Genomic DNA, 26,042 nt, shown 5'->3' with positions numbered 1-26,042 from the left:
CCTTCCTGTTTACTTCCGTATACCCAGCACCTTCTGAACAGCACGGTCATCTGTTTTCGGATAGTACTTCCGTATCTGTCCCATGATTCGGCTCCAGGATTCCTCCGGAGATTCTTTGCAGCCGTTCACCGCGTCATAGCCCCATTTTGTTTCCGGGGTCATCAGTTCCGCCACATGCCATCCGTACTCTTCCCCGCGTTTGTTCCGTCTCTGCCGGAAGTCGCTCATGATCAGGAAGGTCTTCATCTGCAGTTCTGTCATGGCTCCCTCAAAGCCTTTTTCCAGCGCTGCCCGTCTTTTGATCTCGCAGGTCAGCAGTCCCAGACCTGCCGCATCCTCATTCAGCTCAAGGATATCCATGATTCTCTTGCAGCGGCTGGTCATCTTGCCGTCTTCATACATACCCTCATAATCATACCCGTCACGGCGGTAGTTCGCGAAACGGGCAAACCATTCTTTGGAAACAAAACCCGCTTTCCTGTCGAAAAACTTTCCGTAGGCCACAAAAGCATTGGAGGCCAGTACCTGCCTCCAGGCCCAGGGATCCTTTGCAGGATCCCCCATCCACCAATCTTCCGCCGGAGTATGTTCTTCCACGGAAAAACCGGGTATATCATTGGAGAACAAAGGAAGAAAGCCGATCTTCATGACCTGCTCCAGCAGATCCTCCGGAGAATGCAGGCAGTCCTTGTCTGTACGCCTGCAACCCTTCATAATCCATTCACCGGCTATGGTATCCATGTGCTCTCCTTTGTTTTCTCTGTCAGTATTCAGTCGGTTCTTACCACCGGCGTCCCCGTCCGTAGCAGCTGTCGCAGATACGGTATGGCCAGTTCCACGGCAGATGCCGCTTGCAGGAAGGACAGGTCCGCTGCTGCAGCTTCTGGGTGGACAGGATGTGTACGATTCCCTGGGAAATCAGATCCTTGCGGCGCTGGATCTCCGACAGGAGATTGTCCGGTTCCGGCAGGAACAGGCGGGTATAGTTATAGTAAAGGTCGCAACGGCGGTAATCCGCCTCCAGTCCGTCCAGCATGCGGATCGTACAGCTTTCGGGTTCCACAATTTCCGGCATCTCCGGCATCACGTCAACATGCTCCCCGCGGCACTCCGCATGGTACATTGCCTTCCAGCGGAACAGCAGGTCCGGATCCTTTTCATCAAAGGGAATGCAGATGAACCTGTACAGCAGCCGCCGGTCCGTCTTGGGTGTTTCCATCATCGCAGCCAGTTCCGCCATCCGGACCGTGGATGCTTTGGAAAAGCATCCCTTGTCCTGCATCCGGATCCACTGGTCCAGGATGCCGGTCAGCGGCAGCGGAATGCCCAGCAGGGATTCCGGGAAGCCGATTACGCCTTCCGTCAGCGGCAGCAGCGGCCGGGCCATTGCCCGGGCCACTTCCTGACGGAAGCCGAAGGCATTCACATAGCCGATCTCATATTTCCCGTACCGGCCGGCACGACCGGCAATCTGTTTGATTTCTGAATCCGTCAGCAGCCGGGTAATATCGCCGTCATACTTTTCCGATTCCAGGAAAACCACCCGCTGAATCGGCAGGTTCATACCCATGGCAATAGCGTCCGTGGACACCACAACCTCTGTATCGCCCCGATGGAACCGGTCTGCCTGGTTGCGCCGCACGTCCGGCGGCAGGGCACCGTAAATCAGGGATACCTTGTATCCCCGCGTCTTCAGTTCTGCAGCCACTGCATGTACCCGGGCCTTGGAGAAAACGATCAGTGCGTCTCCCGGCCGGACGGATGCCGGGAACTGGAAGCCTTCCTTTTCCACTTCCAGCGGAGTCATCCGCTCATGACGGATGATGGTCAGTTCATCCCCGCAGTCATTAATAATACGGGTCAGAAGCCCTTCTGCATCCGGTGAAGCACAGGCATGGATTTCATCCGCGCACAGTCCCAGGATCGCCGCTGTCCAGGCGCCGCCCCGGTCCCTGTCGGCAATCATCTGGCATTCGTCAATGACCGCCACGTCATAATGCGTCTGGAGGTCCGCCATTTCCACCGTTGAGGATTGCACCCGGCTGAAGGGTACACGGATCTGCTCCTCGCCTGTTACCAGTGAGCAGGGCACGTCCGCCAGGTTCAGGGCTTCAAACTGTTCTGCCGCCAGCAGTCTCAGCGGGCCGAGATACAGGCCGCAGCTGGCTGCCTGTAGCCGCTGGATGCCTTCATAGGTTTTACCGGAATTGGTTGGTCCCAGATGAAGGAAGAAGTGCCTTCGCATCTGCCTGGCCAGCGGATACAGATCCCGGTAGTGTTCCGGAATAGCGTCCAGCAGTGCCGCCCGGATCCGTTTTTCCCGTTCATAGACGGCGTCCGCTTTCTTCTGCAGGCGGATCAATGCGGCATTCTTCTCCAGCAGCCGCCGGAGACGATCCTTGGTAAATTTTTTGTCCAGTGCGTTGATCAGCAGCCTCGCGCCCCGATCCGCTTCCCGCCGTACCGCTGATGCCACCGTTTCCCCGGAAGGCAGCCGGACGTTCCGGCAGGCATTCAGTTCCGGAAACGCTTTCCCGGCTTCCGCCCGCAGGTATCCCGCAAGCGAGCCCGGCTGGAAAGCCCGGTCCACCGCCTTGGGGGTCAGTCCACCGGGAAAATACTTATCCATCACCCGTCGGACAACGGAACGTTCCTCATCGTCTTCCTTCAGCCGTGCACCGTGATCCCCGGTTCGCAGCCACAATACCACCCGGTTTTCCGCCCGGATAGTCATCTGTCCCATGCCATCGTCAAACCAGCGCCGCAGATCCCCTTCCCGGACAATCCGCAGCGCCTCATATGCTTTTTCCAGGGATACTTTGCTCTTTTCAACCGTACGCAGAAAAGCCAGGTCTATTTTATGTCCGTCATGCAGCTCTGTAGCGATCAGCCCGGCCAGCCGCTCATATTCCGCCTGGTCACCGACCAGCACAAGTTCACCCCGGAGCAGGCCCTGCCAGATCCTGTCCCGGCGCTGGAGTTGTCTTAATGTGTTCAGAAATGCTTCGCTCTGCAGATAAGCTTCCTTTTCTGCAGGTTTCATGCTTCGGGTAATGACCCGCACCTTATTCAACGCGTGCTGATACAGATACCGCTCCCGTTCAGGGCGCAGCGCCTGCACATACGCATTCAGCAGTTCGTAATTCATACTATCACAACGCATTTCAGATTGATCCTTGCGGATCGATTTGATCTGTTCCATGTTTATCATAATCTATTTTGCTCATAAAATCCACACCATACAGACATCCATATATCCCTGGCGGATAAAGAAGAAGCCCGTCCTTCCGCGTTCCGGCAAAGGACGGGCCTTGTTTCTGTCTGTGTTTTTTTGTTGTCTGATACGGATCAGAAGAAGAAGGTTTTCCGCAGGTGCGCGTGGAGCGGCGGAATCAGGGTTGCAATGAACAGGAACAACCCCAGCAGCCCGAATCCGCATACGCAGTAGAGGGACCATACCCACATGGGAGTCTGGAAAGTGATGCTCTGGAAAAACTCAACCAGCATGAAGCTGCAGCCGATCAGCACCAGATACAGGCCCAGCAGCCGCAGCCGTCCCTTCCGGATATACCGGAAAATCGTCACGCCCAGCAGCGTCAGGATACAGGCAATACCCGTCACCGGGAATGCGAAGGACAGGAACCAGTTTTCACCGTTCTTCAGGCACACATACAGCAGGAACCCCGCCAGACACACAAAGTCAATCGGCAGGAAAATCATCGGTCGAAACCGGGGAAACAGCAGCGGGAACAGCACCACAATCCAGGCCAGCGCCCCGCCCATGAGCACATAGCCGGACCAGGAGGCCTCCCCGGCCGTGTTCAGGCAGACAATCAGGCTGCTCAGGCCCGCGGCGATCATCACCGCCGTGAGCATCCAGACCAGCAGCCCCCTGCCGGTTTTTTCCTTCTCCGGCAGGCGGTCGGAATAGGATGACCGGTCCCCGGCCGCCGTCTCCTGCGCAATCATCACCGGCGTACGGCACAGTGGGCATTCCTTCGCCCCGTCCTGCAGCTTTACCCCGCAATATACACAATACATGTTATTTCTCCTCTGTCACTTAGCTCATCTGTGGTTACAGTAACCATCATTCTTCATTTTTCATTCTTCATTATTGAAAGCAATTCATGGCGTGAAACGCCTTATGAATTGCTTTCAATCTCTACCGGTACCCCCAGCTCCACCAGCCGTGAGAACACCAGCCGCTCCAGCTCCGATTCCCGGATGCCCCGGATCATGCTGATATACGTTTTGCCGTTGTAGGTCGCCACGGAGCAGTTGTTGGGATAGGTGTACTGGACGCCGATGACGAACTCAAACCGATCCACCAGCGGCTGCATGGCCTCCGGCACCGTCACAACACCCATGTTGGACAGGTTCAGGCAGCCTTTGTTTTCCCCGCTGAGCATATACACGCTGCGCATGCAGAGTGTCTTGATCGGCAGCGGAATCAGCCGCAGCAGCAGGTTCCGCTGCTGGTCCACGTTCTTGGCCACCCGTCCTGCCATCCGCTGGGGAATGGTTTCCGCCGCCAGCTGGTGTCCCATGAGGGAACAAATCTGTTCGTGGGTATATTCTCCCAGCCGTGGGTCAAACCCGATGTTCACCGCCAGGGTAAAATTCCGGAAAGTATTCATCCCGAAGGTTTTGCGCAGATTCACGGGAATAGTGATCTTCACCGGTTTGGTTCTCTTTCCCGTGCGGCCCTCTGCCAGTTGACGCTTCTCGATGGCCTCTGCCAGCACCGCGGCCAGGAACGCCGTGACGGTCACGCCCTGTTCATGCGCCTTTTCCTTCAGCTTATCCGCCGGCACAATGCCGGTGATAATATGCCGGAAGCGGTCTGCCTCCGGCGTTCCGCTCAGGCGGTAGGCTGTATCCTCCGCCCGGGACAGGCCCCGGGACGCGCCGCAGGACTGGAAGCAGTCCCGGGTCTCCTCCGCCTTCGGCTTGTCGTTGATATCCACAATATGCCCTTCCGGCGGAATCTCCGTGCCGTACTTCAGCGCCAGGTAGCGGGCTGTGAGGTTTTTGAGCAGGATCAGTCCGCCCGTTCCGTCGGTCACGGAATGGAACACTTCCACAGCGATGCGGTTGTTGTAATACAGAAAGCGCACACAGCAGGTTTTCAGTTCCCTGCGCGTCATATGCGTGAGGGGATAGGCAAAATCCTTCTGGGACTTCGGCGTCTTCAGGATGGTCTCCAGGTAATACCAGAAAAAGCCTTTCCTCAGGCGGACAAAATAGGTGGGAAACCGGGGCTTCAGTTCCTCAATTGCCCGGTCCAGCACCTCGGGATCCACAGGCTCCTTCAGCGTGGCGGAAACCCGGAAAACATTGTTCCAGTTTTTCCGGATAATCGCCGGAAATATCAACGCGGCATTGTCCAGCCGGTACCATTGCTTTTTCATTACTTCCTCCGGTATACAGGTCGTGAAAAAGCTGTCTTTTCACATATTGCATACACTTGGGGATAATATCACGATGCACTTTTCCCGTCAAACCAGGGAAAAGAAACACTATAGCATTGTTAATTGTTCATTATTCATTGTTCATTGATGGCTTTATAAACGGTTCAAAACCGTTTATAAAGCCATCTGAATCCGCCTGCCGGAACCTTGACAGATCCCGCCTTGCAGCGGCGTCCGGTTTCCAGGTCGGTATACATGGTCTCGTCATGAATCCAGGCAACCTGCGCCTCTTTGGAGAAGTTGAACACTGCCAGCAGCTTTTCGCCCAGGTAATACCGGCCGATGCCCAGTACCTGATCGTTTCCCGTGTCCTGGATCCATACGTCCGCTCCGTCATCAAAAACACCGTATTTCCTCCGGAGCTGTTCCTGGCGTGTAATTTCCGCAAAAACCTGTCCTTCTGTTGCCTCCGGATCCTTGCGTTTCTCCGCCTTCTGCCAGTCCATATCTCCCCGGTGCAGGTACCGGCTGTCTTCAGCCTTCAGCAGATCATCATGATAGGCATTGTCGTTCTCCTGGGCAATCTCGTCCCCGCTGTACAGCACCGGCACCCCGCTCAGGGTGAACATGAGCGCGTGCAGCATTCCATCCAGCCGGATGGCTTCCGCCAGTTCTTTTTCGTTGTTGTCTTTCCGTGCGCTTTCAATCCCGCACAGGGAGGCCGTTGTTCCGCACAGCCGGGCATCTCCCAGCCGCGGATCATCGTTGTACAGTTCGCCCCGTGCCCGGCTTCCCGGATACTTTCCGGTGAAGTAGTCGTTCAGGTACCGCTTATGGGGCACCTGCTCCCAGGCAAAGTTCCAGCGCAGATAATCAAAATCCAGACCCCAGCCGATATCGTCATGGCAGCGCAGGTAATTCAGGAATGTGTACTGCCTCGGCAACGCAAACACCTGTCCCAGCTGATGCTCCAGCAGTTTCACGTTCCGTGTGGCCACCGTATGCCACAGGGAAGCCATCGTGGTCACGTTGTACAGCAGGTGGCATTCCGGTTTCTGCACCGTACCGAAATAAGGCACCACCCGGCTGGGCTCCATCACCACCTCGCCCAGCAGCAGCGTGCCCGGACAGACGATCTCGCAGACCATCCGCATCATCCGCACCAGGGTATGCACCTGGGGCAGGTTCCGGCAGGTGGTTCCCGGCGCCTTCCAGATATAGGGCACCGCGTCCAGCCGGATGATATCCACGCCGTAGTTGCACAGATACAGCATGTTCTCCGTCATATCGTTGAAAACCGCAGGATTGGCGTAGTTCAGGTCCCACTGATATGGATAGAACGTGGTCATGACGATCTTCTTTGCTTCCTCACACCAGGTGAAATTGCCCGGCGCCGTGGTCGGGAACACCTGCGGCACGGTCTGCTCATACCAGTTGGGGATATCCCAGGTGTCATAGAAGAAATACCGGTTCTGGTAATCCGCTTCTCCCGCCCTGGCCCGCCGGGCCCATTCGTGGTCCTCGCTCGTATGGTTCATGACAAAATCCAGGCACAGGGAGATGCCCTTCCGGTGGCAATCCTCCGCCAGTTCCGCCAGGTCTTCCATGGTGCCCAGTTCCGGCTGGACCTTCCGGAAATCGCTCACCGCGTATCCGCCGTCGCTCCGTCCTTCCGGGCTTTCCAGCAGCGGCATCAGGTGCAGGTAGTTCACACCGCAGTCCTGGATATAGTCCAGCCGTTTCCGGACGCCCTGGAGCGTTCCGGCAAAAGCCTTTACGTACATCAGCATGCCCACCATGCTGTGTCCCCTGTACCATGCCGGACAGGCTTCCCTTTCCCGGTCGATCTTCCGGAGATTCTCCGGCCTGCTTTCCCACATGCGGTACAGCATTCCGGTAAAGTATTCCCATGCTTTTTTGTCCCCGTGATACAGTTCCATATACAGCCACTTCAGTTCATCCGCGTGACGCTCAAACCGTGCGGCAAATTCTTTATTCCAGTCCTGATTGCTCATCTGTTACCCTCTCGTTTTTCTGTTTTCACTGTATATATTCTGTATTCTTCTTTTACTATTCTGCTTTATTTATAGCACACTTTACATTCCCGTACAAGACAACGTGCATTCACGTAAACACTATATAATTCTTCATTTCTCTTTCGGTTGCTTTACTTCGTAAAACAGCCGAAAGAAATTGTATGCACAACAGTGTTTTCATGATATAATGAGATGATGCGGATTTTGGCATCGGGGAGATTTGATTTTTCTTATACGTTATTATTTTTTCCTTCCCTGCCGCCGTGTCAGAATATCGCTCTTGAACCGGAATGGAAGGAGGCTTTCATGAGCAATCTTGACGCGCAGTCTGTTTGCAGCAGACTGGAAGCTGACCAAACGCTGGCCACCCTGTTCGACATCCTCCGGGACTATGGTGAGGCCCCCGCTGCCTACTGGCTGGAAGGTGAACAGGAAAGAACCCGCTCCTATGCGGAAATGACCCTCCGGGCGGACGACTATGCCGCCTGCCTTAACTCCCTCGATCTTGAAGAAGGCTGGATCGGCGTTGCCGTGGACACCTGCCACGACTGGCCGTCTCTGTACTGGGGCATCATGCGCTCCGGACATAACGCCCTGCTGCTGGACGCGTCCGCGCCCGACAACGTCATTCAGGGCCTGCTGGATGAAGCGCACTGCCGCCAGGTTATTTCCCTGAAACCCAGGGTCCTGTCCGGCAACGTCCGCCAGATCGACTTTAAAACCATCCGGGAAGCTCCGCGCACCATCGGTTTCACCCCTGTCTGGGGCGAATATACCGCTATGTGCACCAGCGGCACCACCGGCACCAGCCGCATCTTTGCCTACAACAGCAAGGCAATTTGCGCTCAGGCGCTGAACGCTTATGATCTTTTTAAGGTCAACCCCCGGATTATCCACCCTGTGAACACCGGGCGTAAAACCCTGGCCTTCCTGCCCTTCCATCATGTGCTGGGATTCATGGGCAACATGATCCTTTCCATGTTCATGGGCACCGCCAACGTGTTCCTGCAGGATCGGACGCCCAACTCCATCCTGAACACCTGCCACCATTTCCCGCCGAACCTGCTGATCATGGTTCCCCTGGTAGGCAACAGCCTGGTTCGTTCCGTGGAAAAAGGATTGAAGAAAGAAAACAAGGCCAAGCAGAGTGCCTTTAAGACCCTGAAGGCCCTCTCCCTCGCCCGCCAAGCCATTTCTCCTGAAGCCGGCCTTAACTGGGCGGAAAAGTCCGCCTTTGCCGCGCTGAATGAGAAGCTCATCGGCACAGAGGTGGACGTGGTCATCTTCGGCGGCAGCCATACGCCGACTGAAACCCTGCGCACCCTGAATGCCCTGGGTTACTATACCGTCACCGGCTACGGCATGACGGAAACCGCCATCAACGGTTTCGAAAGGGAAATGTCCCTCAAGTACCGGCTGAACGGCTCCGTCGGTAAGCCCCTGCCTTCCGCTGAATACCGGATTGTCCCGGACAAGGAAGGCAGCAAAACCGGCGAACTGCAGGTCCGCGGTTCCGGAATCCACTCCGGCCGGGTCATCAACGGCCAGATTCTCCCGCCCGATACCGTCGACGACGGCTGGCTGCCCACCGGTGATATTGCCCAGCTGGATGCCACCGGCCGGCTGTATATCCGCGGCCGCCTGAAGGACGTCATCATTAACGAATCCGGCGAGAACGTCTATCCTGATGACATGGAAGACGCCTTCGCCTCCATCAACGGCGTGGACCAGTCCTGCGTGGTCGGCTTCCGCCGCAACCGCCGGGACAACAACGAAGACATCGTCCTGGTCATGAACGTCGGTGAAAACTACACCGATGATCAGTACCTGGACAAGCTGGCTGCGAAGGTGGCGGACGCCAACCGCCGTCTGCCCATCTACACCCAGCTGAACCGCGCCCTCGTTACGCCCAACAAGCTGCCCCTGGTCAGCGGCATCAAGGTCAAGCGGATCGAGCTCAAGCGCATGTATGAGGAAGGCGAACTCACCTACCGTGAGCTGGATCTTCACGGCCAGAACGTCGGCACCGAAGTGGCTGCCGCCGCCCGCCTGGAGACCAAGAGTGCCAAGCATGATGAGATCCTGAAGAAGGTTCGCACCATGTACGCGGAAGCGCTGGAAATCTCCGAGAGCGAGATCACCGATAACGCCAACTTCATCGAAGACCTCCAGGGCGACAGCCTGCAGGTGCTGTCCATCGCGCTGAAGGCTGAAGAGGAATGGGGCATCACCATTCCCGCGGAAGAATACGGTTCCTGCGCCACCGTCGCCGGTATGGCCCAGGTGGTGGAAGCCCTGCTGGAAGGCCCCGCCGAAAGCGATAAGCCCAAGGAACGCGTTCCCGTCCGGCCCATCACCCGCTTTGAGGACACGCCTGAATACAAGCACTTCCTGGAGCGCCAGGAAGCCCTGGTCGGCAAGGGAGACAATCCCTACTTTGTTGCTCATGAATCTCCCCTGCTGGATACCGGCATCATCGACGGCAAGGAAGTTCTGGAGTTCGGCAGCTACAACTACGTTGGTATGAGTGGCCGCAAAGAAGTCAAGGACGCCGCCAAGGCCGCCATTGACAAGTACGGCACCAGTGCCAGCGGCAGCCGCCTGCTGGCCGGTGAAAAGCAGATCCATAAGGACCTGGAAAAGGAAATTGCTGACTGGAAACATACCGAGGACGCCATCGTCTGCGTCGGTGGTCACTCCACCAACGTGACCTTCGTCGGCAACTTCTGTGGCAAGAATGACCTGATCCTCTACGATGCCCTGGCCCATAACTCCATCGAGCAGGGCTGCAAACTGTCCGATGCAACTTCCCGTCCCTTCCCCCACAGTGACACCGCTGCGCTGGAAACCATCCTGAAGAGCCAGCGTGCCTACTACGAGAAGGTTCTGATCGTCATTGAAGGCGCATACAGCATGGACGGCGACATCGCCCCCGTGCCGGAGTTTGTGCGGATCAAGAAGGAATACGGCTGCTTCCTCATGGTGGACGAAGCCCACAGCGCCTGCGTCATCGGCAAGACCGGCGGCGGCGTGGATGAGTACTTCAACCTCAACGGCGATGATATCGACATCAAGTACGGTACCCTGTCCAAGGGCCTGGGCACCTGCGGCGGCTACCTGGCCGGCAAGAAGTGCCTGATTGACTTCCTGCGGTACAACATGCCCGGTTTCGTCTTCAGCGTCGGTATTTCTCCCGCGCTGGCGGCCGGCTCCCTGGAAGCCATCCGCACCCTGCGGTCCCATCCGGAAATCATGGAGCACCTGCGGACCGCCATCAAGGCCTTCGCGGACAGCGCGCGGCGCCGTCACCTGGACATCTGCCTGGCCGGTGAAACCGCGGTTCTGCCGGTTCTGGTCGGCAAGGACGAGGACGCCTGGTTCCTCTCCAACGAGCTGAAAAAGCGGGGCGTCAGTGTTCCCCCTGCCATGTATCCCGCCGTTCCCAAGGGCAAGGCAAGGCTGCGTTTCTGCGTCATCAGTGAGCACAAGCCCGAGCAGATTGAAAAGGCGTTGGATATTCTGGAAGCCACTGCTCGCGAATACGGTATCGAGCTTCCCCGCCGCAACTATGACAAGGCGGAAGATCCGACTCCGGTGCTGTAATCCCAAAAATCAAAAATCAAACGAGGCTGCCGGATGGCAGCCTCGTTCTTTAATTACCAGTGATGAGTGTAGAGTGAAGACTTGCCGCAATGGCGGCGGCAGTCCCGTTTGACTATCCTCATTCCCATCATCACATAATCCACGGTATCCGCGTATAGCACACATACCGTATTTCGCCTGCTTCATTCAGTTCCGGTTTTACCGCGATGCAGTCAAAGAGGGCGTCAGGATTCGCGTTTTTGCGTTCTTCCTCACTCATGTGCGACACAAAATACAGCTCTCCGTCCTCCGGTACCCTTTCCTCCAGGCAAACCCGGATATACCACTCATGGAGATCTGTAACGGTTTCCATGGTATCATCATACAAACTGGCCAGCAGATCCGCGCTGAAATCCTCCGCCAGGTGATAGGTATAGAGCTTTCCATCCTCCGCAAGCTCCCAGTCAGAGGATTCACCGTTATCCGTCATGTGTGCAAACTGTCCTGTGACGTCCGTCACCTGATGGTTTTCGTTATAGAGCAGTTTGGTAATCACAAACACTTCATATTGTTTCCCGTCACCCGGCTCATAGCGGTAAAAGTCATGGATCCACTCATCCTGCGGCTCCTCCTGCCGGATAAAACGCCTGGTTTCTTTCCCGCTCAGGTCATTCCAGACCAGCCTTCCTTCGCCGTCAATAGTGAATGTGGCTTCTCCTTCTTCCTTCTGGCCGTCATTCTGCCCATAACCGTAAAAGTGTTCATACGGCCTGTCGCTTTCTTCATCATAAGCACACCAGTAAGTCCATTTTGTTTCAGTGTTTTCCTTTATTTCACACCATAATTCAGTATCCCCGAAGTGGAAATCAATCGTTGTATCTCCATCCTTCCAGGTGCCTTCAAACGGACCATAATACAAAAGCTGAACCGGATCTCCTTCCCAATCCGGATATTCCATGATTCCGTCTTCCCCGATGGTCAGGGGCAGCCAGCTTTCTCTCTTTTCCATTATGTATTGTCTTTCAGATTCTTCTTTATCCTCCGTTTCCGGATCCAGCTCACAGGTTTCCTTAATACCGGTACACAGCAGCCGGTTTCCTTCCTCATCGTATACACAGTCGTTATAGACTGCCCTGGACCATCCGTATTCCCCGTCTCCAAAGTTCGCCAGGACCTTGTATTCATCCCCGGACCGGAGAACCCGCAGCGTCACGCCGTCCGTGCCCCATGTGCCCACAAGTTCATGCGGCAAAAATTCTGATGCACTCAACATGTGCAAGCTTCCATCTTTACCGCTCATAGTTAAATAATATGTTCTATCTTTTGTCCAGGGATCAGACCATCTGATGCGCAGCTTTGGCAGTCCATCCGGAAAGAAACAACTGATATCCAGTTGATCCCCATCGGACATAAGATCAGCCTTGAACAAAGTTTTTACATTTACAATTCTAAAAGTTGCATCATCCCATTCAACTTCTTCCATGGCAAACTGACTTGTCTTTCCTGAAAATGCCAGCACATAACATGCTGCCCCTTCATCAACTATTATTTTTTCAGAAGACGCGTTTTTTTCTACATTCTCATAAAAATCGAAACGAATACCAGCGAATTCTTCGCCCAATGGCGGAAACTTCAAAGTAGACAGCATGGTCTCAAAAACATTCCGCCATCCATCCGGATCATCTGCGGGCAGGAAAATGTCAAATACAATTTCCGGCTCGAGGTTTATCGGATATGTCATCTTCAATTCCTCAACTATTTCAGTTCCTTCAGGATTCATATACATATTGAGCGTTTTGTACATGGAGCTTTCAATCTGATCCAGCAAGGAATCATCCATCTCCAGCTTTGTATATCCATAATCTTCCCAGAATGGGAACTGAGGATCGTCATGAAGTGCGCAGGTCATTCTCGCGCTTGTCTGTTCAGCACGGGGAATAAACAGATCAATCCTGTCATATTCATTAACATATCCATCTTCACTGGAATGGCGGCTGGCTTCAATGATAGCTTTGGGATATTTGATCGTCATGCTAAGCGGACCTTCATATGTTTCCCATTCTTCCTCCGCAATGGCAATGGCACAAAGTATCACAGTCGCAATCAGGACCAGCAGCAGAATGGCCTTTTTCATATGGTACCCCTTTTCTCCGAAATGCCGGATGATGGATGACTTGTTACACTGTATTTGATTTCAACTATATAAAGAGTTACCTGCCTGATTTCTTCCAGTCTTTGGAATTCTGTATACATATTATCACATAAACAGCTTTTGTTGTGTAAAAACTGTAAATCCGTATGAACAAAAAACACAGCAACAAAAACGGGGCTGCCATCCGGCAGTCCCGTTTGATTATCATTCTTTAGTCTTCACTTTTCATATTCTGCTTATGCAGCCATACTGCCAGCACAGCCACATCCGCCGGGTTCACGCCGGGGATCCGGCCCGCCGCACCCAGGGATACCGGTTTCTGCTTGTCCAGCTTCTGCCTGGCTTCCAGCCGCAGGTGTTCGATCTCCGCATAGCAGATGTCCTTCGGCAGCAGGGTTTCCTCAATCTGCCGGGCTTGCTTGATCATATGGGCTTCCTTTTCCAGGTAGCCAGCATACTTCACGGATATTTCCGCCTGTTCCGCCACGGCGGGTGAAATCTCTGCCCACTCAGGCTGGAGTGTTGTCAGATCCTGCAGCCTGATCTCCGGCCGCTTCAGCAGTTCCTCCGCCTTCAGGGATCCGGTCACTTCCGGCTGACCCTTTTCCTTCAGCAGGCTGTTCAGCTTTTCGCCCGGAGCAAAGCGGGTGGTTGAAAGCTGCCGGAGCAGTTCCTCTGTTCCCTCTTTCTTTTTCTTCGTCCGCTCCAGCCGTTCTTCAGACGCCAGGCCGGCCTTGTAGCCGATTTCCGTCAGCCGCAGATCCGCGTTGTCCTGCCGCAGGTACAGCCGGTGTTCCGCCCGGGAAGTCATCATCCGGTAAGGTTCGTCCGTTCCCTTGGTGGTCAGGTCGTCCGTCAGCACGCCGATATATGCCATATCCCGGGTCAGGATGATCTGTTCCCTGCCCTGCAGTTCCAGGGCGGCGTTCATGCCCGCCAGCAGGCCCTGGCAGGCCGCTTCCTCATATCCGCTGGTGCCGTTGATCTGTCCGGCAAAGAACAGCCCGCTGATGCGCAGGCTTTCCAGCGTCGGGCGCAGCTCCAGCGAGTCAATGCAGTCATATTCAATTGCGTAGCCCAGCCGGGTAAAATCACAGTGCCGCAGTCCCGGAATCGTCCGGTACATCTGCCACTGCACGTCCTCCGGCATGGAGGTACTCATACCCTGCACATACCATTCCCGGCTTTCCTTGCCTTCCGGCTCCAGGAAGATCTGGTGCCGGTCCTTATCTGCAAACCGGACCACCTTATCCTCAATACTCGGGCAGTACCGAGGGCCGATTCCGTGGATCTTTCCGCTGTACAGCGGCGCCCTGTGCAGGTTGTCCAGGATAATCCTGTGGGTTTCCGGTGTGGTCCAGGTCAGATAGCAGCTGTAGGTGTTCTCCAGTTTCCGGTCTGTCAGGAAGGAAAACGGCACCACCGGATCGTCACCTTTCTGCTCCTGCATCTCATCGAAGTCGATGGTCCGCACGTCCACCCGGGCCGGAGTGCCGGTCTTGTATCTCCGGAGCACAAAGCCCAGCTCTGTCAGGCTGGAGGAAAGTTCCGAGGCGTTCATCAGTCCCTGGGGGCCGCCGTCATGCCGGTGCTCGCCGATGATGATGCTGCCCTTCAGGTAAACGCCGGTGGCAACCACCACCGCCCGGCAGGGAATCCGGGCGCCGGTGACCGTGGTTACCGCCGTCACCTGTCCGTTTTCCGTTTCGATGGAAGCAGCTTCCCCCTGCCGTACCGTCAGCCGGTCCGTGGTCATTAAAGCCCTGCGCATCCGGTTCTGGTAAGCCTGCTTGTCCGCCTGTGCGCGCAGGGAATGAACAGCCGGTCCCTTGCCGGTGTTCAGCATACGGCTCTGCAGGAAGGTGTCGTCAATCGCAAGACCCATTTCCCCGCCAAGGGCATCCAGTTCACGAACCAGATGCCCTTTGGCTGAGCCGCCGATGACCGGGTTACAGGCCATCAGTGCTACGCCGTCCATATTCAGTGTTAAAAGAAGTGTATCAATTCCCATCCGTGCGGCGGCAAGCGCTGCTTCACAGCCCGCGTGCCCCGCGCCTATCACTACCAGATCTGCCATTATTACCCCACGCCCTGTTCGGCATTATTGTAATTGTAATTGTTATTGTAGTTGTACCTTGTCCACATAGTCCTTATTTGGTCATCTTCCGGAATATACCATGTATATCCGTCAGAATCCTTCCAGTTCAGGATCGTCAGTACTACCGAACCAAGGCTCTGATCAATCACATAATTCCTGAAACGGAATGCACCATGAGTTGTTCTCTCATACGGATTCAGGACAAACGGATAATCTCCTTCGAAGAACGTACTTTCTCCGTCCTGATTGCATATCATGGGATTGCCGTCGTAATCGAAGCATTCAATTTTGTAATGTACATTTTCCAGGGTCAGTTCCTGGCTCATGTTCCGCAATACAATCCGGATCTCATTGTTGGCATTCACTTCTAGTGATTCAACCATTACCGCTTCATTGAAATCCCCGACGCGGATCTGCGTCGATGCTGTGAAGCCGCCATCATCCGTATAGGCGTACACTGTTGTCATACCACTGGTGATACCGCTGACCAGGCCTGTAATGGTTCCGTTGGAACGTACCGAGGCGATACGGTCATCCGCAGAAGACCAGATAACTTTCTGATTGTTGGCATTCTTCGGCTGGACGACAGCCCGCACATTCGACGCGCCGCCCCGCTGTACATAATACAGATCCCGCTGCATTGACACGCCGGTTACAGGCTGGATCACAGTCACCTTGATGTTCCCCTGTCTCTTGGAGGCATCCTGGGCCGTTGCAGTAATGGTTGCCACACCGCGGCCAACAGCAGTCACCACGCCGTTGGCGTCCACCGTGGCTACTTTGGGTGCCTGGCTCTTGAAGGTCAGTCCCTTATTGGTGGCGTCATCCGGCTGGACGCTCCACTTCAGCTGGCCGCTTTCTCCGGTCTTCAGGGTTAGTTCAGAAGGATCGTTCACGTTCACAATCTTCGTCACCAGCTGGCTCACCGTCACGGTTGCAGTCGCTGACACCTCCGGATTGGAGTTGCTTGTGCAGGTCACAGTGCATATGCCTGCTTTCACACCTGTAATCTGTCCGTTGCGGACTGTGGCGATAGAGGTATCAGAGGTAGACCAGGTTACAGTCTTGTCATTGGCCTCTGCAGGCAGCACCTGAATCTTCGCTTGTGCAGTCCGGCCGACTACCACCGGAATATCCGCCTGGGTGATGTTAATGGAAGTCACAGGCTGTGTCACGGTAATCATAACCGTACCGGTTACCTTTGATCCGTCCGCAGCAGTTGCGACAATGCTTGCTGTTCCCTTCTTCACGCCCGTTACCATACCGCTCTCATCCACTGTCGCAATGTTTGGATTCTTGGAGCTCCAGGTCACCTCTGTGATCGACGCATTATCCGGAGCGCAGATTGCGTCCAGTTCCATTCTGGAACCCGCGGCAACCTTCTTGTCACCTGCGTCAATCGTTATCTTCTTGACCGGCTGAATCACAAGCACCCGGAAGGTTTCTGTCACTTCAGGATTCTGGGCACTCTGCACAGTCAGGTCGCACTCGCCCCGCTGCACAGCTTTCAGGCTGGTTCCTGAAATCCGGGCAACGCCGGCATCTGAGGTGGTATATGTTATTTTTTTGCTTGAGGCGTCTTCAGGGGTACAGGTCGCTGCCAGCGGCACCGCTGTGCCGGCCGGAATTACCAGCACCTGGTTTTCCGTAGGCGCTTTCAGCAGGGAGGCCACTGACGGGTGATCCGGATCATAAACAGACAGCTTCACAGTGTTCAGCGTTACCTTCTGTACAGCACGCAGCACCTGTACTGTCACTTTGGTCTGGCCGACGCGTTTTCCGTTCCGCATCAGGGAAGCAGTTACTTCCGTCGTACCCTTGCCCACAGCGGTGATGATTCCGTCTTCGGAAACCGTCGCCACATTTGTCTTCGTGGCAGCGTAAACAACCTCGCCGTCTCCGTCATAGTTGCCTTCCCGGCGCACTTCCGTCTGATAGGTTTGTCCCTCAAAAAGCTGCACGGATTTTGTCGTAAAAAGAAAAACATTGGCCGCCATTGCAGGGATCACGATTCCTGCGCACAGCAGCATCACGAGCAGACAGGTCAATGCCTTTTTCATTCTGAATCCCCTCTCATTTAAGCGTTCCGGTTTCCTGTTACTGTACAGACCGGCTGACAATAAAACGAAAGGCCGTTGCTCAACCTTCCGGTTTCGGTTTCCATTTGAAAACGGTGCCGTTATACGACACCGTGCAGCACCGGATTAATGCGTGTCCAGATAGGACCGGACCAGTTCCTCCAGTATTTCATCTCTCTCCAGGCGGCAGATCAGACTTCTGGCAGAATTGTAACTGGTGATGTATGTCGGCTCACCGGTCACCAGATAACCCACCAACTGGGTGATCGGATCATACCCCTTTGTCTGCAGGGCCTTATATACATACATGAGGATGTCATGCGCTTCATTTCCGGTTCCCACAATCGGATCCATTTTATGGGTGTTGAACAGTTCTTCCATCCTGAATCCTCCTTCATCTGGGCTGTTTTAAGTATTATACAACATACAGTATGGTAAAGACAATACTTTCCTTTATTATGTAACTAACTTTTTCTTGCTTCTCCTGTGTCATTAATTGTATAATGTAACGTACATCTTCAGGTTCGGCGAACGTCAGTCTGAAGATGTTTCAGACCTATAATTCTTAATTCTGAATTCTGAATTCTGAATTGTTTAGAAGGAGTCTTCACGATGGAAGAGACAAACGCTCGCGGCAATTTTATCTGGGACGCAATCGATAAGGATCTGGAGGACAAACGGTATACGGAAGTCCATACCCGTTTTCCTCCCGAACCCAACGGTTATATGCACATTGGTCACTGCAAGGCGCTGATCATGGATTTCCTTACTGCCGAAAAATACGGCGGCAAGTGCAATCTGCGCTTTGACGACACCAATCCTGCCAAGGAAGACACCGAGTATGTCGAAGCCATCAAGCGGGATATTCACTGGCTGGGCTTCCACTGGACCGGCGGTGAATTCTATGCTTCGGACTATTACGATAAATGTTATGAGATCGCTGAGGAGTGGATCCGCCGCGGCCTCGCCTACGTGGATGAGCTGAGCAAGGACGAAATGCGGGAATACCGCGGCACCCTGACCGAGCCCGGCAAAAACAGCCCCTGGCGTGACCGTCCTGCTGAGGAAAGCCTGGATCTCTTCCGCCGCATGAAGGCCGGTGAATTCCCGGAAGGCAGCAAAACTCTCCGTATGAAGATTGACATGTCCTCACCGAACATCGTCATGCGTGATCCTGCCATGTACCGCATCCTGTACAAGGAGCACTGGCGCACCGGCAACAAGTGGTGCATCTATCCCATGTACGACTTCTCCCACCCCATCGGTGACGCGCTGGAAGGCATCAGTCACTCCATGTGCTCCCTGGAGTATGAGATTCACCGTCCCCTCTACGACTGGGTGGTGGAAAAGAGCGCGGACATGCTGCCTGCCCGTCCCCGTCAGATCGAGTTCTCCCGCCTGAATATGACCGGCACGGTCATGTCCAAGCGTTATCTCCGCCAGCTGGTGGAGGGCGGCTATGTGGCCGGCTGGGACGATCCCCGGATGCCCACCCTGTCCGCCATGCGCCGCCGCGGCTACCCCGCCATGGCCATCCGCAACTTTGTGGACACCATCGGCATGAGCAAGGCGGACTCCACCGTGGACTACGCCGTGCTGGAGCACTGCGTCCGTGACGTTCTGGGAGAATCCTCCCTCCGGGCGATGGCCGTCCTCAATCCCCTGAAGGTGGTTCTGACCAACTGGCCGGAAGGCGAAACCAAGACTGTCACCCTGGAAAACCATCCGGATCATCCGGAAATGGGTGAACGCACCCTCTCCTTCGGCCGGGAACTGTATATCGAACAGGAAGACTTCATGGAAGTCCCGGTCAAGAAGTATCAGCGGATGTTCCCCGGCAATGAAGTCCGCCTGAAGGGCGCCTACATTGTCCGCTGCGACGACTGCGTCAAGGATGCGGAAGGCAATGTGATCGAGGTGCACTGCACCGTGGATATGGATTCCTTCTCCGGCAGTGCCGGTGCCGACCGGAAGATTAAGGGCAAGACCCTCCACTGGGTCCCCGTGGATGACTGCATCCCCTTCGAAGCCCGGCTGTATGAGCCGCTGCTCAACGATGACGTGGCCGAAGAAGAGGACGAGGAAGTCGATAAGAAGGACTTCATCTCCCGCCTGAACCCCGAAAGCCTGAAGATCTGCCGCGGCTTTGCTGAAAAAGTGATCGCCGAAGCGGAAACCGGCACTTCCTTTCAGTTCCTGCGCACCGGCTACTTCTGCAAGGATCCGGATTCCACCGCTGAACTGCCGGTTTACAACCGCACCGTCGGCCTGCGTGATTCCTTTGCAAAACAGGCCAAATAAACATTATGAATTACGATAACCGGAGGTTATTATGACTGTTCGCACTCGTTTTGCCCCGTCTCCCACGGGCTTTATGCATCTCGGCGGCGTCCGTACCGCCCTTTATGAGTACCTGATCGCAAAGCAGAACAACGGTACCTTCATTCTCCGTATTGAGGATACCGACCAGGAACGCTTTGTGGAAGGCGCCACCGAAGTCATCTATGACACCCTGCGTGCCTGCGGCCTGAACTGGGACGAAGGTCCGGACATCGGCGGTGACTACGGTCCCTATATCCAGTCAGAGCGGAAGGCCACCTACCTGCCTTACGCGAAGCAGCTGGTGGAATCCGGCCATGCCTATTACTGCTTCTGCTCCAAGGAAGAGATCGATGAGCGCCGCGCCGCGGTGGAAGCCGCCGGCGGCACCTGGAAATATGACAAGCACTGCATGCACCTTTCCAAAGAGGAAGTGCAGCAGAAACTGGATGCCGGCATCCCGTGGACCATCCGCATGAACGCCCCCACCGAAGGTGAGACCAGCTACCATGACATGGTCTTCGGCGATATGACCTTCCAGAACTCTGAAGCCATGGATGACATGGTCCTCATCAAGCAGGACGGCATGCCCACCTACAACTTCGCCAACGTCATCGATGACCACCTGATGAACATCACCCACGTGGTCCGCGGCATGGAATACCTGTCCTCGACCCCGCGGTACAACTATCTGTACAACGCGTTCGGCTGGGACATCCCCACCTATGTGCATCTACCCACCGTCATGCGGGACGCCACCCATAAGCTGTCCAAGCGGGATGGCGACGCCTACTATTCCGACTATATCGAGAAGGGCTTCCTGACTGAGGCGCTGATCAACTATCTGGCCCTGGTCGGCTGGAATCCCGGCACGGATCAGGAGTTCTTCACCCTGCCGGAGCTGGTCAAAGCCTTCGATATCAAGCGGATCAACAACTCTCCCGGAATCTTTGACGTCAACAAGCTGGAGTGGATGAACAGCCAGTATGTGGCAAAGATGGATCCGGAGAAGTACCTCCAGATGGCAACCCCGTGGTTTGACAAGGTCCTTGCCGGAAAGAACATCGATTACCGCCGTCTGGCCGAGCTGATGCAGAGCCGCACGGATATCTTCTCCCGCATTCCCGAGAAGATCGCCTTCCTGGCGGAAATGCCTGACTATGACACCGCCATCTTCTTCAACAAGAAGCAGAAGAGCGATGAGGCCGTTGCGAAAGAGGTCCTTCCCCTGCTGATTCCCGTTCTGGAGGGAATCACCGACTGGAGCGAAGCAAACATCCACGATGTCGTCATGGAAAAGATCCAGGCCTGGGAGCGTAAAACCGGTTCTGTCCTCTGGCCCATGCGTATTTCCATCTCCGGTCAGGAGTCCACACCCGGCGGCGCCTTCGAGATTGCGTATCTCCTCGGTAAGGATGAAACCCTCCGCCGCATGAAGGCTTCCCTGGCTAAACTCGGCTGACGTTAATCACACAAAACCAAGGCCCCTGCCGGTACCCAAAGGCCGGCAGGGGCTTATTTTTCAAAGCACAGAAGCTTGTTCCGGATTATCTGTTATTTATTCTGAATTTTCTTGTTGACACGCCCTGTTCTCTCTGCTATAATACCGCTTGCGGCTAAAGCCGATGGGGAATGGTGTAACGGCAGCACCTACGACTCTGACTCGTATTGTCTAGGTTCGAATCCTAGTTCCCCAGCTTTTCTTTTTCTGGCTCCGTTGTCTAGAGGCCTAGGACGCGGCCCTCTCAAGGCTGAAACACGGGTTCGAATCCCGTCGGAGCTGCTTTTTTTATGGTCTTGCACATAAGGGGTGCAAGGTTATTTTTTTACCTTTTTTGGGGCTTTTGTACCGCAATAAGGTTCTCTTTACATCATTTTTTCTGATATTTACAAACGGCTAATAGACAGCTCTTATATTATAATGATATAATTCGTGCATAACAACCCATGTTTTGGATAACAGAAACATAGCCGATTATATAATCATATTGTATGGAGGTATATTGATTATGAAGAAAAGAATTATTATCTTTTCTATTCTCGGTATAATTCTATTTCTGTTGCCACTGGCAGTAAATGCAGAAGCATATTTGAAATATAATTATGAAGTTGGTTGGGCAATTGAAGATGGTCAGTTGTACTATAGAGATTCGAATAAGACAAAAGTTACAGGTGATATCAGAATCGACCAGATTGTTTATTCGTTTGCTGATGATGGACATCTAAAGCATATGGATGGTTTTATTCATGTTATACTTGGCAATGAATATATAATGCAAACCTACTATATAGATTTAAATGACAATTTGGCTACAGGCTTAACAACCATTAATGGTGATACTTATTTTTTTGATGAGAATAACTATTATATGTTGACGGGATGCATTGAAATTAATGGGAAAAACTATCTTTTTGCTCCAAATCTGGTTAAAAACGCATGGAGATATGATTATTATGCAGATAAAGATGGCATAGTGGACAAAACGCCCGGTTATCGTAAAATTGATGATGATATGTACTATTTCGATGAAAATGGAAAATGTGTTAGCGGATTTGTCGAAATAGATGGCGAAATGCATTTATTTACTCATACAGGGGGGCCCTCCGCAGACTATCGCCCTTATGAGCAGCGTGGTTGGGTAAATGACAGTGGGTTTTTATACTATTTTGATCTAAACACAGGCGTCATGGCTACTGGAAATAAAGAAATCGATGGGATATCTTATACATTCTATAATGATGGTGTATTAAAAGTCCAGAATGATATAGAGTATGTTGATGGCATGTTTCAAGCTTTTGATAATAATTCCAGATTGAAGTATAGTGGAGTTATATATAGCAGTGATGGTAATACTTATTATGTGGATAGCGGCGTTCATAGCAGCTATATTCAGTTGAATAGTGGATGGAGCAATATCAGAGGCAGATGGTTCTATAGGTATGAAGAAGGCGGTTGGCCGTGTGGAGTATATGATATATATGATAGTGCAAATGATACATCTACTCCATATGTCTTCAGCAAATCTGGAGAACTAATGACAGGATGGACTAAAATCGGCTCGAATTATTATCTGGCAGATTCGAATGGCCATGCTGTTTTGGGATGGGTTTACTCCGGTGGAAAATGGTATTATCTGCGGGAATCCTGGGAAACCGAATTTGATCAATACGGTAGCATGGCAACCGGCTGGGAATATATCTATCCTTATTGGTATTTCTTTGATAATAATGGTGCTATGTGCACTGGCTGGCAGTTAATCAATGATAAATGGTATTATTTCTCTAATTCAGGGTTCATGGTAACTGGGTGGGTGAATCTCGGTTCTTCTTGGTATTACATGGATCAAAGCGGAGAAATGTGCACAGGCTGGATATGTGTTGACAATAATTGGTACTATCTCAACTCAGATGGTTCCATGGTAACTGGCTGGAAAAAAATAAATAATCGATGGTATTACATGAATGCAGATGGAACCATGCTGACCGGATGGCTCAGTTCAGGTAATCATTGGTACTACTTCAATTCTTCAGGAGCTATGGTTACAGGCTGGTATGAAGAGAAAAAGGGAAACACATCTGCCTGGTATTGGTTTGATGACAATGGTGCGATGGTAACCGGTTGGAAAGAAATCAACGGTCAATGGGAAATGTTTGATACAAATGGTGTATGGCTTTATACTTGGAATGGAAACTAACATCTTTATATAATGTAATTAAACAGGAGCCGTTCTGGGACGGCTCCTTTCTCTTGTTTTAAATACAAGGATTTTTATACAGAGATTGAATCTATGTACTTGTACATCTGGTCAGCAACAGGATTGATTATTGAGTTTAAAGCAATAAGCATAGAGGCTGCTTTGGGCTCTAATGTTTTTTCTGGTTTATATATTGGAACAAAACGTACATGTGCATCGTTCTATATGTACAGGATCTCCTGAAGATCCTGCGTAAAGGAGGGATAACCAATGAAAAGAATGACCGCTATTTTGTCAATCGTAATGATTCTGCTGACCTCGGTGGCGCTGGCTCAAAGTCCCGCGACCCCGACTGATATAGGCGCAGCGCGGACCACTCCGAGAGCGTCTGAACAGGATACTGTACAAAGGCCTGCTTTTGACAACTTTGGGGAAGCCCTGAGGGCAGAACCCACGGATGAAGCAATATACGATGATAAATCCTGTGTCACGCTGGTGGAATCCTCCGGCGTATACTACCGCTTTGTAGCAAAGTATGACAATAAGGCAAAGAAGCTTTGGAAGGAAGGCCAGGAAGAAGAATCTGCAGATCAGATCTGGCCGGACCAGGACTTCATTGATTACGTCTGCAAACTGCCCGTGAAGTATGACGGCGAATTTACTGATCAGCCGCTTGAACAGGCAGAGCTGGATCAGCTGGTTGGAAAAACCATCGCAGAGGCGAAAAAAGCCGGATACCAGTTTGTTCCCACCAGATACGACGAGGCGCCTGCAGAAATAACCTGTGCCCTGACCAATGGATATTATGATTACCAGATTATCATCAGTGAATCCTATGACGAGTATCAGGAATGCAGGCAGAAAAACAGCTATGACAACCTGACCATTAAGGGCATCTTCCTGTCCGAGATGATGTTTTCTCCCAAAGCATGGGGAATCTGATTCTCAGATTGAAACCTTATGATTGACAAAAAAGCCCGCTGCCGGTTGGCAGCGGGTTTCCTCATTCTTTTGATCAGTGCCTGCCTTTTTCCACAAGGAAAGCCTGCTCCCGATTCAGTTTCCGTTCTCATCAACGAGAGTGTTTTTTGCGGTGTACCCATCAGCTTCATTGTTTACATCATGTTCACATAACCGCATTGATCCTCTTTTTTCTTTTGTGTATAATATCATAGTCGGGTTATGCCCTTCACTCTTTATCACGGAGGAATAACAATCATGATGAAACGTCTTTTCTGTATCCTGCTGTCGCTGGTTATGCTGATGAGCGTATCTTTCGCGCTGGCAGAAGATACTGCTGATGCCGCCGCAGAAGCCGAGACCGCGGAAGTTATTTCCGATGAACCGGTTCTGCTGGTCACCGTTAACGGCCAGGAAATCCAGTCTGACAATGATTATCTGCTCTATATGCAGTCCAATTATCTGAACTGGGCCAATTCCAACGGCTACGACACCAGCGATGCTTCCCTGATTACCGCTGTCAACCAGCAGTCCCTGTATGACACCATCGGTTATTTCCTGGTCCTGCAGAAGGGCAAGGAACTGGGACTGGATCAGTTCACAGACGAAGAAAAAGATGCTTTTGCTGTTACCGCAAAGGCGCAGTGGGAAGAAATCGTCAACAGCTTTGTTTCCGCCAATGAAGCGATCACCGAGGACTCTTCAGATGAGGACAAGGCCGCTGCCCGTGCCGATGCGGAAGCTCAGCTGCAGTCCGACTATGGCTACGACGAAGCCCGTTACATCAAGGAATACGGCGATCAGGCCGTCAACAACACAATCTATCAGCGTGTGACCGATCATCTTTCCACAGATCTGAAGGTGACCGATGAGGATATCCAGACCTACTTCGATGATCTCGTGAAAGATGATCAGGAGATCTATGAAAACGACGCCGGTTCCTACGAGTTCTATACCCGCTATTACGGTCAGCCTTCCTACTACATGCCCGCGGGCTACCGGGGTATCACTCACATCCTGCTGAAGGTGGATGATGAGCTGCTGAATACCTGGAAGGATCTGAGTGCGCGCCTGGAAGAACAGAAGTCAGCGGCTGAAGAAGCTGCTGAAACTACTCCCGCTGCGGATGCGGAACCCACCGCCGAACCCGAACCCACCGAGGAGCCTGTCACCGAAGAAATGGTGAACGCCGCCAAGGATGCAATTCTTGAAAGTGTTAAGGCCACAGTCGACGAAATCAAGGCCAAGCTGGACGGCGGTGCCACCTTCGAAGACCTGATCAAGGAATACGGCACGGATCCGGGTATGGAAGACGCTGCTACTCTCGCGGAAGGTTATCCCGTACATAATGACAGCATCCTGTACGATCCTGCTTTCAGGGATGCCGCTATGGCGCTTGAAAAGGTTGGCGATATCAGCGACCCCGTGGTCGGCCAGTATGGTGTGCATATCCTGCAGTACCTCCGTGATGTTCCCAGCGGTGCTGTGGAGCTGACCGATGAAATGAAAAATGAATTCCGTGAAACCATCCTGCAGGAGATGATTACGGAAACCATGCACAGTGCTGTGGATCAGTGGATAGAGGAAGCTGAAATTGTCTACACTGAAGCCGGTGAGCCCTGGAAGGTGCCCGAGGATGAAGAAGGCGATGCTGAAGAAGCTGCTGAAGCACCCGCCGAGGAAGCTGCCGAAACCCCGGCCGAATAATCAC

General features: G+C 53.1%; 16 protein-coding genes and 2 tRNA genes. 9 read left to right on the top strand and 9 right to left on the bottom strand.

Annotation, left to right across the window (positions count from 1 at the left end):
• Window positions 1–9: 9 nt before the first annotated feature.
• From JYE49_RS00660 to JYE49_RS00640, 5 genes are all read right to left on the bottom strand, one after another.
• Window positions 10–741 (bottom strand): AlkZ-related protein, encoded by a 732-nt coding sequence (locus JYE49_RS00660; protein WP_093956668.1) that lies wholly within the window; start codon window positions 739–741, stop codon window positions 10–12.
• 40 nt (window positions 742–781) lie between these two features.
• Complete coding sequence (locus JYE49_RS00655; protein WP_179217267.1) at window positions 782–3,148, bottom strand: helicase-related protein; 2,367 nt, start codon at window positions 3,146–3,148, stop codon at window positions 782–784.
• Between the two features lie 200 nt (window positions 3,149–3,348).
• Window positions 3,349–4,041, bottom strand: coding sequence for a hypothetical protein (locus JYE49_RS00650; protein ID WP_093956670.1), 693 nt, complete (start codon window positions 4,039–4,041; stop codon window positions 3,349–3,351).
• A gap of 101 nt (window positions 4,042–4,142) precedes the next feature.
• Window positions 4,143–5,411, bottom strand: a complete 1,269-nt coding sequence (locus tag JYE49_RS00645) for a hypothetical protein (protein WP_093956671.1) — start codon at window positions 5,409–5,411, stop codon at window positions 4,143–4,145.
• Between the two features lie 164 nt (window positions 5,412–5,575).
• Window positions 5,576–7,426, bottom strand: a complete 1,851-nt coding sequence (locus tag JYE49_RS00640; RefSeq protein ID WP_093956672.1) for an alpha-amylase family protein — start codon at window positions 7,424–7,426, stop codon at window positions 5,576–5,578.
• A gap of 327 nt (window positions 7,427–7,753) precedes the next feature.
• Between JYE49_RS00640 and JYE49_RS00635 the strand changes: the two genes are divergently transcribed.
• Complete coding sequence (locus JYE49_RS00635; protein WP_179217268.1) at window positions 7,754–11,050, top strand: aminotransferase class I/II-fold pyridoxal phosphate-dependent enzyme; 3,297 nt, start codon at window positions 7,754–7,756, stop codon at window positions 11,048–11,050.
• A gap of 130 nt (window positions 11,051–11,180) precedes the next feature.
• Here JYE49_RS00635 and JYE49_RS00630 read toward each other — a convergent pair whose 3' ends face one another.
• The 4 genes from JYE49_RS00630 to JYE49_RS00615 all read right to left on the bottom strand — a co-directional run bounded on the left by JYE49_RS00630 (window position 11,181) and on the right by JYE49_RS00615 (window position 17,738).
• The gene (locus JYE49_RS00630; protein ID WP_093956674.1) at window positions 11,181–13,163 is read right to left on the bottom strand and encodes a hypothetical protein; all 1,983 of its coding nucleotides are present in this window, start codon (window positions 13,161–13,163) and stop codon (window positions 11,181–11,183) included.
• 229 nt (window positions 13,164–13,392) lie between these two features.
• A complete protein-coding gene (mnmG, locus tag JYE49_RS00625) occupies window positions 13,393–15,258 on the bottom strand; it encodes a tRNA uridine-5-carboxymethylaminomethyl(34) synthesis enzyme MnmG (protein ID WP_093956675.1) in 1,866 nt (621 codons plus the stop codon).
• 2 nt (window positions 15,259–15,260) lie between these two features.
• A complete protein-coding gene (locus JYE49_RS00620; RefSeq protein WP_093956676.1) occupies window positions 15,261–17,339 on the bottom strand; it encodes an Ig-like domain-containing protein in 2,079 nt (692 codons plus the stop codon).
• Window positions 17,340–17,483: 144 nt separating this feature from the next.
• On the bottom strand, window positions 17,484–17,738 hold the full coding sequence (locus JYE49_RS00615; RefSeq protein ID WP_093956677.1) for an IreB family regulatory phosphoprotein: 255 nt from the start codon (window positions 17,736–17,738) through the stop codon (window positions 17,484–17,486).
• 231 nt (window positions 17,739–17,969) lie between these two features.
• Here JYE49_RS00615 and JYE49_RS00610 point away from each other — a divergent pair, with 231 nt between their 5' ends.
• From JYE49_RS00610 to JYE49_RS00575, 8 genes are all read left to right on the top strand, one after another.
• Complete coding sequence (locus JYE49_RS00610) at window positions 17,970–19,658, top strand: glutamine--tRNA ligase/YqeY domain fusion protein (RefSeq protein WP_093956678.1); 1,689 nt, start codon at window positions 17,970–17,972, stop codon at window positions 19,656–19,658.
• Between the two features lie 31 nt (window positions 19,659–19,689).
• Window positions 19,690–21,138 carry a glutamate--tRNA ligase gene (gene gltX, locus JYE49_RS00605; protein WP_093956679.1) on the top strand — a complete coding sequence of 483 codons (1,449 nt, stop codon included), beginning with the start codon at window positions 19,690–19,692 and terminating at the stop codon, window positions 21,136–21,138.
• Window positions 21,139–21,302: 164 nt separating this feature from the next.
• Window positions 21,303–21,373, top strand: a tRNA-Gln gene (locus JYE49_RS00600).
• A 13-nt stretch (window positions 21,374–21,386) separates the two neighbouring features.
• Window positions 21,387–21,459 (top strand) — tRNA-Glu (locus JYE49_RS00595).
• A 226-nt stretch (window positions 21,460–21,685) separates the two neighbouring features.
• Window positions 21,686–23,371 carry a hypothetical protein gene (locus JYE49_RS00590; protein ID WP_093956680.1) on the top strand — a complete coding sequence of 562 codons (1,686 nt, stop codon included), beginning with the start codon at window positions 21,686–21,688 and terminating at the stop codon, window positions 23,369–23,371.
• Window positions 23,372–23,641: 270 nt separating this feature from the next.
• The gene (locus tag JYE49_RS00585; RefSeq protein ID WP_093956681.1) at window positions 23,642–24,313 is read left to right on the top strand and encodes a hypothetical protein; all 672 of its coding nucleotides are present in this window, start codon (window positions 23,642–23,644) and stop codon (window positions 24,311–24,313) included.
• An 18-nt stretch (window positions 24,314–24,331) separates the two neighbouring features.
• Window positions 24,332–24,505, top strand: coding sequence for a hypothetical protein (locus JYE49_RS00580; protein ID WP_304583293.1), 174 nt, complete (start codon window positions 24,332–24,334; stop codon window positions 24,503–24,505).
• An 84-nt stretch (window positions 24,506–24,589) separates the two neighbouring features.
• On the top strand, window positions 24,590–26,038 hold the full coding sequence (locus JYE49_RS00575; protein ID WP_179217269.1) for a peptidylprolyl isomerase: 1,449 nt from the start codon (window positions 24,590–24,592) through the stop codon (window positions 26,036–26,038).
• The last annotated feature ends 4 nt before the right edge of the window (window positions 26,039–26,042 follow it).

Source organism: Aristaeella hokkaidonensis, assembly GCF_018128945.1.
GTDB classification, from domain to species: Bacteria; Bacillota; Clostridia; order Christensenellales; family Aristaeellaceae; genus Aristaeella; species Aristaeella hokkaidonensis.
This window is presented reverse-complemented; position numbering and strand designations above follow the sequence as displayed.